8 protein-coding genes are annotated in these 13,420 nt (G+C 40.3%); all 8 read right to left on the minus strand.

The window, feature by feature from the left end; translation table 11 throughout:
• Positions 1-4: 4 nt before the first annotated feature.
• The 8 genes from rpsJ to rpoB all read right to left on the minus strand — a co-directional run bounded on the left by rpsJ (position 5) and on the right by rpoB (position 13,056).
• Positions 5-313, minus strand: coding sequence for a 30S ribosomal protein S10 (gene rpsJ / locus ACFOUV_RS17970; protein WP_067729219.1), 309 nt, complete (start codon positions 311-313; stop codon positions 5-7).
• 502 nt (positions 314-815) lie between these two features.
• A complete protein-coding gene (gene tuf, locus ACFOUV_RS17975) occupies positions 816-2,006 on the minus strand; it encodes an elongation factor Tu (RefSeq protein ID WP_379498159.1) in 1,191 nt (396 codons plus the stop codon).
• A 126-nt stretch (positions 2,007-2,132) separates the two neighbouring features.
• Positions 2,133-4,211 carry an elongation factor G gene (gene fusA, locus ACFOUV_RS17980; protein WP_379498160.1) on the minus strand — a complete coding sequence of 693 codons (2,079 nt, stop codon included), beginning with the start codon at positions 4,209-4,211 and terminating at the stop codon, positions 2,133-2,135.
• Positions 4,212-4,253: 42 nt separating this feature from the next.
• Positions 4,254-4,724 (minus strand): 30S ribosomal protein S7, encoded by a 471-nt coding sequence (gene rpsG, locus ACFOUV_RS17985; RefSeq protein ID WP_379498161.1) that lies wholly within the window; start codon positions 4,722-4,724, stop codon positions 4,254-4,256.
• Positions 4,725-4,760: 36 nt separating this feature from the next.
• Positions 4,761-5,180 (minus strand): 30S ribosomal protein S12, encoded by a 420-nt coding sequence (gene rpsL / locus ACFOUV_RS17990; protein ID WP_379498162.1) that lies wholly within the window; start codon positions 5,178-5,180, stop codon positions 4,761-4,763.
• A 146-nt stretch (positions 5,181-5,326) separates the two neighbouring features.
• Complete coding sequence (locus tag ACFOUV_RS17995; RefSeq protein WP_379498163.1) at positions 5,327-5,578, minus strand: ribosomal L7Ae/L30e/S12e/Gadd45 family protein; 252 nt, start codon at positions 5,576-5,578, stop codon at positions 5,327-5,329.
• Between the two features lie 206 nt (positions 5,579-5,784).
• The gene (gene rpoC, locus ACFOUV_RS18000) at positions 5,785-9,393 is read right to left on the minus strand and encodes a DNA-directed RNA polymerase subunit beta' (RefSeq protein ID WP_379498164.1); all 3,609 of its coding nucleotides are present in this window, start codon (positions 9,391-9,393) and stop codon (positions 5,785-5,787) included.
• A 126-nt stretch (positions 9,394-9,519) separates the two neighbouring features.
• A complete protein-coding gene (gene rpoB, locus ACFOUV_RS18005) occupies positions 9,520-13,056 on the minus strand; it encodes a DNA-directed RNA polymerase subunit beta (RefSeq protein ID WP_379498165.1) in 3,537 nt (1,178 codons plus the stop codon).
• Between the last annotated feature and the right edge of the window lie 364 nt (positions 13,057-13,420).

Genomic DNA, 13,420 nt, shown 5'->3' on the forward strand with positions numbered 1-13,420 from the left:
AGTTTTATAGTTTAATTTCAATGTCCACACCAGATGGTAAGTCAAGACGCATTAGCGAATCAACAGTCTTTGGTGTAGGATCAACAATATCGATTAGACGTTTATGAGTACGCATTTCGAATTGTTCGCGAGAATCTTTATACTTATGCACCGCGCGCAGTACTGTATAGATAGATTTCTCAGTTGGCAATGGAATCGGACCAGATACTTTAGCACCGGAACGTTTCGCAGTATCAACAATTTTTTCAGCAGATTGATCTAAAATACGGTGATCATATGCTTTTAAACGGATTCTAATTTTTTCTTTTGCCATTATTTTCCCTCCTTTTCGCCCATATTCATACAGACATTCTCCGTGAAAATTCCTTAGCACCCCGCCATGGCAAAGGGGCCGGGTGTGCCAACAACCTTCCACATCATCGCCTTAAATGACCAACATTAATATTATACTAAAAATGTAGTCTCAATGCAACCCCTATTATTTTAATAGTAATAGACGATTGCGCATTTCTGTATTATACATAGAATTAGCGGTCAATGCAAGTATATATAAAATTCTTTTTAAACTTTTATTAGGAACATCTGATTTACCCGTAGAATCACAATATCTTGCTAAACATACATAATGATATTCCTGAGTTTGATTACATTTAAACTTAGCCATATTTATCTCGTATTCGATAGATATCATGATAAAGAAATTAATCCTTTCAAATGGAACGAATAACCGCAGTAATCTTCACCTAGAGAAAAATGAAAATGAACACAAAAAAACAGACAGCGTCGTCACGCTGTCTGTCTTCCTTGTTATTGAATTATTTTTGGATAGATGATACAACACCAGATCCAACAGTACGTCCACCTTCACGAATTGAGAAACGAGTACCGTCTTCAATAGCGATTGGTGAAATTAATTCAATTGTCATTTCAATGTTATCACCAGGCATTACCATTTCAACGCCTTCTGGAAGTGATACTACACCAGTTACGTCAGTTGTACGGAAGTAGAACTGCGGGCGATAGTTTGTGAAGAATGGAGTATGACGTCCACCTTCTTCTTTTGATAATACATATACTTCAGATTTGAAGTTTGTATGTGGAGTAATCGAACCAGGTTTAGCAAGAACTTGACCACGGTTGATATCTTCACGTGCAACACCACGTAATAGCGCTCCAATGTTATCGCCAGCTTCAGCATAGTCAAGAAGCTTACGGAACATTTCAACACCAGTTACAGTCGTTTTACCAGGTGCTTCGTTAAGACCGATGATTTCAACTTCATCTCCGACTTTAATTTGACCACGTTCAACACGTCCAGTAGCAACTGTTCCACGACCAGTGATTGAGAATACATCCTCAACAGGCATCATGAATGGTTTGTCAGTATCACGTTCTGGAGTTGGAACATACTCATCAACAGCAGCCATCAATTCAACGATTTTTTCTTCGTATTCTTCATCGCCTTCAAGAGCTTTAAGAGCAGAACCGCTAACAACTGGTACATCATCACCAGGGAAATCGTATTCTGTTAATAGATCACGAACTTCCATTTCTACTAATTCTAGTAGCTCGTCGTCATCAACCATATCCTTTTTGTTAAGGAATACTACGATTGTAGGAACCCCAACGTTACGTGAAAGCAAGATATGCTCACGAGTTTGTGGCATTGGGCCATCAGCAGCGGATACTACAAGAATAGCTCCATCCATCTGAGCAGCACCAGTAATCATATTTTTAACGTAGTCAGCGTGACCTGGGCAGTCAACGTGTGCATAGTGACGAGTTGCAGTTTCATATTCTACGTGTGAAGTTGAGATCGTAATTCCACGTTCTTTTTCTTCTGGAGCACCATCAATTTGGTCATACCCCATTGCAGTACCATTACCGTTTCTTTTAGCCATAACAGTTGTAATAGCAGCAGTTAATGTCGTTTTACCATGGTCAACGTGTCCGATTGTACCAACATTCACGTGACTTTTAGAGCGATCAAACTTTTCTTTACCCATTTATAGTTCCTCCTTTAAATAAATAACATTTTATTTAATTATAATTAGCTGACGCTAATGGAATAACTGCAGTTTATACCATTAGCCTTTACTAATTGTTATACGTTAATTGATAGAAAAAATCAATTATTGACCAGCATTTTTCTTGATAATTTCTTCAGTAATGCTCTTAGGTGTTTCTTCATAGTGATCGAATGACATCGTGTAAGTACCGCGACCTTGTGTGTTCGAACGCAATGCTGTTGCGTAACCGAACATTTCAGCAAGTGGCACAAACCCTTTAACAAGTTGTGCATTACCGCGTGCTTCCATACCTTCAATTCGTCCACGGCGTGAAGTAACATCACCCATGATGTCTCCCATATACTCTTCAGGAATAACGATTTCAACTCTCATCATTGGTTCAAGAAGTACAGGATCACATTTTGTTTTCGCTGCTTTCAATGCCATTGAAGCAGCAACTTTAAACGCCATTTCATTCGAGTCAACATCATGATAGCTTCCATCATATAAAGAAGCTTTAATGTCGATCAATGGATATCCAGCTAAGACACCGTTTGCCATTGACTCACGAATACCTTGTTCAACAGCAGGGATATATTCACGTGGAACAACCCCACCAACAATCTTGTTTTCGAATTCAAATCCTGCGCCTTCTTCATTAGGCTCGAATTTAACCCAAACGTGTCCGAACTGTCCACGTCCACCAGATTGACGTACAAATTTACCTTCCACTGATGCGGATCCACGGAATGTTTCACGATAGGAAACCTGAGGTGCACCAACATTAGCTTCAACTTTAAATTCGCGTCTCATACGATCAACAATGATATCAAGGTGAAGTTCACCCATACCAGAAATAATCGTTTGACCAGTTTCTTGATTAGTTTCAGTTCTGAAAGTAGGGTCTTCTTCAGCTAATTTAGCTAATGCAGTACCCATTTTATCTTGGTCAGCTTTTGTTTTTGGTTCAATAGCAACCGAGATAACTGGCTCTGGAAAGTCCATGGATTCTAAGATAACTAGATCTTTTTCATCACAAAGCGTATCACCAGTTGAAGTATCTTTCAGACCTACAGCAGCAGCAATTTCTCCAGAATATGCAACAGCAATCTCTTCACGGGAGTTGGCGTGCATTTGCAGGATACGACCTACACGTTCACGCTTATCCTTCACAGAGTTCCTTACATAAGATCCAGAATTTAAAGTACCAGAGTATACGCGGAAAAATGTTAATTTACCAACATATGGATCTGTCATAACTTTAAATGCTAAAGCTGAGAATGGTGCATCATCAGAAGATGGACGAGTAACTTTTTCTTCAGTTCCAGGAACAATACCTTCAATTGGAGGCACATCAGTTGGAGCTGGAAGATAAGCAAGAACAGCATCCAGCATTAATTGAACACCTTTGTTTTTAAACGCTGACCCACACAAGACTGGGTAGAAATCAACATTTAATGTTGCAATACGAATCGCTTCAATAAGTTCCTCATTTGAGATTTCTTCTCCCTCGAGGTATTTCATCATTAGCTCTTCGTTTGTTTCAGAAACTGCTTCAATTAAGTTTCCACGTAATTCTTCAGCTTGTTCTTTATATTCATCAGGAATTTCACGAGCCTCTTCACGTGTTCCAAGATCATCTAAATAGAAATGAGCTTCCATTTTAATCAAGTCAATAATTCCATTGAATTCATCTTCAGCACCGATAGGCATCTGTATAGGATGCGCATTAGCACCTAAACGATCTCTCAAAGTACCAGTGGAGTATAGAAAGTCAGCACCGGTTTTATCCATTTTATTAATGAAAACTATACGCGGTACACCGTATGTTGTAGCTTGACGCCATACTGTTTCGGTTTGTGGTTCAACACCTGATTGTGCATCCAAAACTGTTACAGCACCATCAAGTACACGTAATGAACGTTCAACTTCAACTGTGAAATCTACGTGACCAGGTGTATCGATAATGTTAATTCGATGACCTTTCCATGAAGCAGTTGTCGCTGCGGAAGTAATTGTAATTCCGCGCTCTTGTTCTTGCTCCATCCAGTCCATTTGTGAAGCACCTTCGTGTGTTTCGCCAATTTTATGAATGCGTCCTGTATAGAAAAGTATACGCTCAGTAGTCGTTGTCTTACCCGCATCAATGTGGGCCATAACACCAATATTACGCGTATTTTCCAAGGAGAACTCTCTAGCCATGTAATCCTCTCCTTCCTTATAAAACCATTTGTTAGATTTATATTACCAACGGTAGTGAGCGAAAGCCTTATTCGCTTCTGCCATTTTATGCAATTCTTCACGTTTCTTAACGGCAGCTCCTATGTTGTTAGAAGCATCAAGAATTTCATTAGCAAGACGTTCTTCCATCGTTTTTTCTCCGCGTAGGCGTGAGTAGTTAACGATATAACGTAATCCTAATGCCTGACGGCGTTCAGGGCGAACCTCAACTGGTACTTGGTAGTTCGAACCACCCACACGGCGGGCACGTACTTCAAGTACAGGCATTACATTTTTCATTGCTTGCTCAAAAACTTCCATAGCGTTTTGGCCACTTCTTTCAGCAACTAGTTCAAACGCATTATAAAGGATTTTTTGTGCTTTCCCACGTTTACCATCAATCATGATTTGATTGATTAAACGAGTTACTAATTTTGAATTATAAAGCGGATCTGGCAATACATCACGTTTTGGTACTGGTCCTTTACGAGGCATATTAGTATCCTCCTTTCCTATCTATGTTATTTAGAATTATTTTTTTGCTTTAGGTTTTTTTGTACCGTATTTGGAACGTCCTTGCATACGACCATCTACTCCGGCAGTATCAAGCGCACCACGAACAATGTGATAACGTACCCCTGGTAAATCTTTTACACGACCACCACGGATTAGTACAACACTGTGCTCTTGCAGGTTATGTCCAATACCAGGAATGTATGCAGTTACTTCCATGTTGTTAGACAAACGAACACGTGCATATTTACGAAGCGCTGAGTTTGGCTTCTTTGGAGTCAACGTACCAACACGAGTACAAACACCACGTTTTTGTGGAGAACTTTGGTCAGTAAGTCTCTTTTTGAAACTATTGTAACCTTTGTTTAGTGCTGGTGAATCAGACTTTCTAGTTTTACTTACGCGACCTTTACGTACTAACTGATTAATTGTAGGCATTATTTATGTCCTCCCTTCTTGTATTATAGCTATTAATTTAAAACAGCAATCAGATTTTCTGAACACCGGTTGTAATACCACACATCCAGGTGGTTCATCTTTAGGTAAAAAATAATGCTTCAGCGTTTAAAGTGACGCTAAAACGTTTATTTCCTAAGTGCAACAGTAGATGCGCCAACCTCTATACCGCAAGCGGCACCAAGTGTTTTCATGGAATCCACATGCTGGTAAGGTATACCTAGTTCATTTGCTAAACTGACTACTTTTTGTGTTATTTGCCTGTTGGCATCTTCGGCAATAATCACTTCAATTATTTCGCCATTATGCATAGCTTTAAGTGCTTGCTTCGTCCCAATAATTATTTGCGACCTATTTTTCGTCACTTTTTCATAAGACATTTGAGTATCCTCCAAAGTAACAAGCATAATTGGAAGCACCTTGGATATAGTATCATCCTATATTTTTTATGTCAATATAAAAATGATTATTTTTTGGTATTTCCGACATTTTTTCTTGTTTAACTACTTTAGTAACAATTAATCCGGTTAGAAGTGGGGGAGATATGAGTCACCCCCGCCCACCTCGATCAACCGGTATTAATTACTTATAGAACAGTTTCTGTTTCTTCTTCTGCTTCTGTAGTTTCCGGCAAATCCATACCTGACTTAATGTCGCGGTATTGTGGCATTCCGGTACCCGCAGGAACAAGTTTCCCGATGATAACATTTTCTTTGAGTCCGAGCAACTCGTCTCGTTTTCCTTTGATGGCTGCATCTGTAAGAACACGTGTCGTTTCTTGGAAAGATGCCGCTGAAAGGAATGAATCTGTTTCAAGGGATGCTTTTGTAATACCCAAGAGTACTGGGCGCCCTGTTGCAGGCTCTCCTCCACTATTAAGGACAGTATGGTTTGCAGCTTTGAATTGGTGTAATTCTAGTAAAGAACCTGGTAATACTTCAGTATTTCCCGCAGAAGTAACACGAATTTTACGTAGCATTTGGCGAACCATTACTTCAACGTGTTTATCACCAATTTCCACCCCTTGCATACGGTAAACGCGTTGAACTTCACGAAGCAGGTAATCCTGCACGCCTTCAACACCTTTAATACGTAGAAGTTCTTTCGGATCCACGGAACCTTCTGTGAGCTCTTGACCAGCAACTACTTCTTCACCGATTGCAACTTTCATCCGAGCATTGTATGGAACAGCGTAGCTACGTTGCTCTACCTCACCCTGAACGACGATTTCTTGTTTGTCTTTAACTTCTTTAACTTCCAAGACGTTACCTGCGATTTCAGTAATGATTGCCTGACCTTTTGGATTACGTGCTTCAAATAGTTCCTGAATACGTGGTAACCCTTGTGTAATATCATCTCCGGCAACCCCACCAGTATGGAATGTACGCATTGTTAACTGTGTACCCGGCTCACCGATTGATTGAGCAGCGATGATACCAACAGCTTCGCCGACTTCAACATCAGCTCCTGTTGCCAGATTGCGACCATAGCATTTTTGGCAGACACCATGTTTGGTATTACATGTAAATGCTGTTCTAATTGTTACCTCTTCTACATTAGATTCCACAATTGTTTTTGCTTGATCTTCAGATATTAATTCGTTTTTAGTTACAATTACTTTGCCTGATTCAGGATGCTTTACAGTAATGAAAGCAGTTCTTCCAATTAACCGATCGATTAATGGTTCAATTACTTCTGAACCATCAACCAAGGCAGATACTGGTAGTCCTCGGTCTGTTCCACAGTCTTCCTCACGAATGATTACATCCTGCGCAACATCTACTAAACGTCTTGTTAAGTAACCAGAATCCGCTGTTTTTAATGCTGTATCGGCAAGTCCTTTACGTGCTCCGTGAGTGGAAATAAAGTATTCCAATACAGTCAGACCTTCACGGAAACTTGATTTAATCGGGATTTCAATGATTTTACCAGATGGGTCAGCCATCAAACCACGCATACCAGCAAGTTGCGTAAAGTTGGATGCATTACCCCTCGCACCAGAGTCACTCATCATAAAGATAGGATTTCGGTTGCTCAAGGAGCCCATCAATTTATTTTGAATAACATCTTTCGCTTGTGTCCAGATAGAAATAACTCTCTCATAACGTTCTTCTTCGGTAATTAAACCGCGACGGAATTGTTTGAGTACGTTATCCACTTTGGATTGCGCTTCATCAAGTATTCCTTGTTTTTCAGCCAACACGACGATGTCTGAAATACCAACAGTCATACCCGCTTTCGTTGAATAGCTAAAACCAAGGTCTTTCATACGGTCAAGCATTTTCGATGTCTCTGTAATCTTGAAACGTTTGAATACTTCAGCAATGATGTCGCCTAGGAAACCTTTTTTGAATGGTTTGACCAATTCACGTTTTTTGATCTCTTCTCTAATATCAGTACCACGTTCTACAAAATAATGTTCCGGCGTTTTCTCCTCCAGATTTATTTTGGATGGTTCATTGATATAAGGGAAAGAGTCAGGCAAGATTTCATTGAAAATCAATTTACCTACAGTTGTAAGTAACATTTGAGAGTTTTGTTTCTCCGTAAATGTTTTGTTGTTAAGGCTTGATGCATGTACCGCAACCCTAGTATGCAAATGTACATAGCCGTTCTGGTAAGCGATCATCGCCTCACTAGTATCTTTGAAAATGCTACCTTCTCCAATTGCTTCTTCACGTTCAAGTGTTAGGTAATAGTTACCTAATACCATATCCTGTGAAGGTGTTACAACTGGTTTACCATCTTTTGGATTCAAGATATTCTGTGCAGCAAGCATTAAAATTCGAGCTTCCGCTTGAGCTTCTGCTCCCAACGGAACGTGAACCGCCATTTGGTCACCATCAAAGTCAGCGTTGTAAGCTGTACATACCAATGGGTGCAATCGAATCGCACGACCATCAACCAATGTTGGTTCAAAAGCCTGAATACCTAATCTATGCAATGTTGGTGCCCGGTTAAGCAGTACCGGGTGTTCTTTAATAACATCTTCAAGCACATCCCAAACATCCGAATGTACGCGCTCAATTTTACGTTTAGCAGACTTAATATTATGTGCTAGGCCTCTGGAAACAAGCTCTTTCATAATAAATGGCTTGAACAGTTCTAAAGCCATTTCTCTTGGAAGTCCACATTGATACATTTTAAGATTTGGACCTACTACGATTACGGAACGACCGGAATAATCCACACGTTTTCCAAGTAGGTTTTGACGGAAACGACCTTGCTTCCCTTTTAGCATATGCGATAAGGATTTCAATGGTCTGTTACCTGGTCCGGTTACTGGACGTCCACGACGGCCATTATCAATTAATGCATCAACCGCTTCTTGAAGCATCCGTTTTTCGTTCTGAACGATGATACTAGGTGCACCCAAATCCAATAAGCGTTTCAAACGATTGTTACGGTTTATAACTCGACGGTATAAATCATTCAAATCAGAAGTGGCGAATCTTCCACCATCAAGCTGTACCATCGGACGGATTTCCGGCGGTATAACAGGAAGAACATCCAATACCATCCAACTTGTATCATTACCTGAATGACGGAAAGCTTCCATTACTTCCAAGCGCTTGATTGCTCTGGTTCTGCGTTGCCCTTGAGCACTTTTTAATTCTTCTCTTAAAGAATCAACTTCTTTATCAAGATCGATATCCTGTAAAAGTTTACGAATAGCTTCGGCACCCATTTGCGCCTTGAACGTATTGCCGTACTTATCATAATACCCACGGAATTCCTTCTCAGATAACAATTGTTTTTTCTCTAAGGGGGTGTTACCCGGATCTGTAACGATATATGCCGCAAAGTAAATTACTTCTTCCAATGCTCGGGGAGACATATCCAAAACAAGACCCATACGGCTTGGAATTCCTTTAAAGTACCAGATATGTGAAACAGGAGCAGCAAGTTCAATATGTCCCATTCTTTCACGACGAACTTTTGATTTTGTTACCTCTACGCCGCAACGATCACAAACAACACCTTTGTAACGAACGCGTTTATATTTTCCACAATGACATTCCCAGTCCTTTTGCGGTCCAAAAATTCTTTCACAGAACAAACCGTCTTTTTCTGGCTTCAATGTACGGTAATTAATTGTTTCTGGCTTTTTCACTTCACCATATGACCAAGAACGAATCTTTTCTGGTGAAGCTAGCCCAATTTTCATATACTCAAACTTATTTACATCCAACAAGGGGCAATCCTCCCTTTATAATGTGCGATTTTACCACTGGATTCATGTGAAATTTTATATACAAGCAGCAGAATGGTTCTTGGTCTCGAAAAAAGACTGCTGAACCAAATCTGCGCTACTTAAAATTTAATTCTCTTCTACATCTATATTAAGCTTCGTTGCTGCCTGAACTTCTTCTTCTTCTAGTTCACGCAAATCAATTTCCGCTTCAGTGCTGTTAAGCATCTTAACGTCCATTCCAAGACTTTGCAATTCTTTGATCAGAACTTTGAATGATTCAGGAACACCTGGTTCAGGTAGGTTATCGCCTTTAACGATTGCTTCGTATGTTTTCACACGTCCAACTGTATCGTCGGATTTCACTGTCAGGATTTCCTGTAGTGTATAAGCTGCTCCATATGCTTCAAGTGCCCAAACTTCCATCTCACCAAAACGTTGTCCACCGAATTGTGCTTTACCACCAAGCGGCTGCTGTGTAACTAATGAATATGGTCCTGTTGAACGGGCGTGAAGTTTATCGTCAACCATGTGAGCAAGTTTAATCATGTACATAATACCTACGGACACACGATTATCAAATGCCTCTCCACTTCTTCCATCATAAAGAACGGTTTTAGCATCCCTAGGCATCCCAGCCTCATCAAGCGTCTCCCAAACATCTTCTTCCGTTGCCCCGTCAAATACAGGACTCGCAACATGGATACCAAGAGTTCTTGCTGCCATTCCCAAATGCAATTCAAACACTTGTCCGATGTTCATTCGTGAAGGTACCCCTAGTGGGTTTAGCATGATGTCGATTGGTGTGCCATCAGGCATGAATGGCATATCTTCTTCAGGTAATATTTTGGAAATAACACCTTTATTACCGTGACGTCCAGCCATTTTGTCCCCTTCATGAATTTTACGTTTTTGGACAATATATGCACGCACCAATTGGTTTACACCTGGTGGCAGTTCGTCTCCATCTTCACGGTTAAAGATTTTAACATCCAGAACAATCCCGCCTCCACCATGTGGCACACGTAATGAAGTGTCTCGTACTTCACGAGCTTTTTCACCAAAGATCGCATGCAATAGTCGTTCTTCTGCAGAGAGTTCAGTAACCCCTTTAGGAGTAACTTTACCAACGAGAATATCTCCGTCTGTCACTTCTGCACCAACACGGATAATTCCTTGTTCGTCAAGGTTCTTCAGCGCGTCTTCTCCGACATTAGGGATATCTCTGGTGATTTCTTCTGGTCCAAGTTTTGTATCACGAGCTTCAGATTCAAATTCTTCAATATGAATAGAAGTATAGACATCATCTTTAACAAGTCTTTCACTCATGATGATGGCATCCTCATAGTTAAAACCTTCCCATGTCATAAAACCAACAAGAACATTTTGCCCTAAAGCCAGTTCTCCATCTTCCATGGAAGGGCCATCTGCAAGTACTTCACCTTTTGTTACTCGATCTCCCTCACTTACGATTGGGCGTTGATTGTAACAAGTTCCTTGATTGGAACGTTTGTATTTTTGCAATTTATAATGCTCTAAATCACCTTGTACCTCTTTTCCGTCAACTTCCGATACACGGCGAACTAGTACTTCTTTTGCTTCTACGCGTTCAACAATGCCGTCATTAAGACAAATAACTGCTGCACCGGAATCTTTTCCGTTGACGTATTCCATTCCAGTCCCAACAATTGGCGCTTGCGGTTTCATCAATGGAACAGCCTGACGTTGCATGTTCGCACCCATCAATGCACGGTTGGAGTCATCGTTTTCCAAGAACGGGATACAAGCTGTCGCAGCAGAAACTACCTGCTTAGGTGATACATCCATATAATCAATTTTGTCACGAGAAACAATAATGTTATCATCTCGGAAACGAGCAATAACTTCTTCGTTAACAAATGTACTATCATCCGTTAAAGGTGCATTCGCTTGCGCAACAATATAATTATCTTGTTCATCCGCTGTTAAATAATCAATTTGGTTAGTAACTTTACCGGTTTCCGGATCAACCCGGCGATACGGCGATTCGATAAAACCAAATTTATTAACTTTGGCATAGCTTGATAGAGAGTTAATCAACCCAATGTTCGGTCCCTCAGGTGTCTCAATCGGACACATACGGCCGTAGTGAGAATAATGAACATCACGTACTTCAAAGCCTGCACGCTCACGCGTTAAACCACCGGGTCCAAGTGCAGACAAACGACGTTTATGCGTCAACTCTCCCAATGGATTGGTTTGATCCATAAATTGAGATAGCTGTGAACTTCCAAAGAATTCTTTAATTGATGCAATAACCGGACGTATATTAATTAATTGCTGTGGTGTTACGCTTGAAGTGTCTTGAATAGACATTCTTTCACGTACAACACGTTCCATACGGGATAATCCAATACGGAATTGGTTCTGCAGCAATTCACCAACAGAGCGTAATCGGCGGTTCCCCAGGTGATCGATATCATCTGTGTCCCCAACTTTGTAAAGCAAATTAAAGAAGTAACTGATCGATGCCATAATATCAGCAGGCGTAATATTTTTGGTATCTTTTGTCGCTCCACCATTTCCGATTACAGTTAATTCACGTTCTCCATTTGGGTCTGTTGGATCTAGGATTTTGACAGACTGAATATAAATTTCGTCTTCTAAAACCCCGTCATGTGGTTCTATTACTCTTTCACCAAATCGGTCTTCTTCCCTTTCCAAATAAGGAAGTATTTTATCGAGCAATTTACGTTCAAGTCGTTCTCCTCTTTCAGCTAGGACTTCACCGGTTTCCGGATCTACTACTGATTCAGCTAACACTTGGTTGAAGAGACGATTTTTTATATGAAGTTTTTTGTTCATTTTATAACGACCTACATGAGCAAGGTCATAACGTTTCGGGTCAAAGAAACGGGAGACGAGCAAACTTTTCGCATTATCTACCGTCGGCGGTTCACCAGGGCGAAGTCGCTCATAAATTTCCAAGAGTGCCTTTTCGGTCGTTTCTGTATTATCTTTTTCTAGTGTATTTCTTAAGTATTCGTTTTCTCCAAGCAAATCGATGATTTCCTGATCTGTACCAAAGCCAAGCGCACGTAACAGCACTGTTATCGGCAATTTACGTGTACGATCAATACGGACATATGCAACATCTTTTGCATCTGTTTCGAATTCCAGCCACGCACCGCGGTTTGGAATTACAGTCGCAGCAATGCCACGTTTTCCGTTTTTATCAATTTTCTCGTTGAAATAGACACTAGGTGAACGCACGAGCTGTGAGACAATAACACGCTCAGCTCCATTAATAATAAATGTACCTGTATCTGTCATAAGTGGGAAGTCTCCCATAAACACTTCTTGTTCTTTCACTTCACCGGTTTCATTATTTATCAAACGAACCTTCACTCGAAGTGGAGCATTGTACGTAACATCTCTTTCTTTTGATTCATCTACAGGATACTTCGGTTCACCTAAACTGTAATCTACAAATTCAAGTGATAGGTTTCCTGTAAAATCCTCAATCGGAGAAATGTCCTTGAACATCTCTTTCAAACCTTCTTCTAAGAACCATTCATAAGAAGCGGTTTGAATCTCGATTAGGTTTGGTAATTCCAACACCTCACTGATACGTGCATAGCTCCTACGCTTTCGGTGCCGTCCATACTGAACTAGTTGACCTGTCAACTGCTTCACCCCTTAAATCATACATTTTAGTAGTTTTTTCCACAAAATGCTTATCATATTTAGAAAAAACAGCACCGGAGAACTTCCTGCCGGGTTGTTTTTTGAAACTAACTTACATAACATTCGGCTGTCTATCGGTATTACAGACAAACCTTTGAAAACAGAACTATTCATAGTTCTAATATCAGAAACGCAGCACCAATTATTACTATCCATTGATAGAGTGCTTTCACATCCTCGACTTCCATATAACAAATTTCCAGTTGTACAGATGGCAATTATTTTGGTAAACTAGAAAAAAGGCTTAATTAAAAACCTTCAATTTCTTCGATTATACCAGTGTTGCCGTTAGCCTTTGAAATAT

The organism is Oceanobacillus longus, assembly GCF_042650085.1.
GTDB lineage: Bacteria > Bacillota > Bacilli > Bacillales > Amphibacillaceae > Oceanobacillus > Oceanobacillus longus.

Bases quoted from the DNA above. Each gene is read 5' to 3' on its own strand.
- rpsJ (WP_067729219.1), bottom strand. From the start codon at position 313: ATGGCAAAAGAAAAAATTAGAATCCGTTTAAAAGCATATGATCACCGT.
- tuf (WP_379498159.1), bottom strand. From the start codon at position 2,006: ATGGGTAAAGAAAAGTTTGATCGCTCTAAAAGTCACGTGAATGTTGGT.
- fusA (WP_379498160.1), bottom strand. From the start codon at position 4,211: ATGGCTAGAGAGTTCTCCTTGGAAAATACGCGTAATATTGGTGTTATG.
- rpsG (WP_379498161.1), bottom strand. From the start codon at position 4,724: ATGCCTCGTAAAGGACCAGTACCAAAACGTGATGTATTGCCAGATCCG.
- rpsL (WP_379498162.1), bottom strand. From the start codon at position 5,180: ATGCCTACAATTAATCAGTTAGTACGTAAAGGTCGCGTAAGTAAAACT.
- ACFOUV_RS17995 (WP_379498163.1), bottom strand. From the start codon at position 5,578: ATGTCTTATGAAAAAGTGACGAAAAATAGGTCGCAAATAATTATTGGG.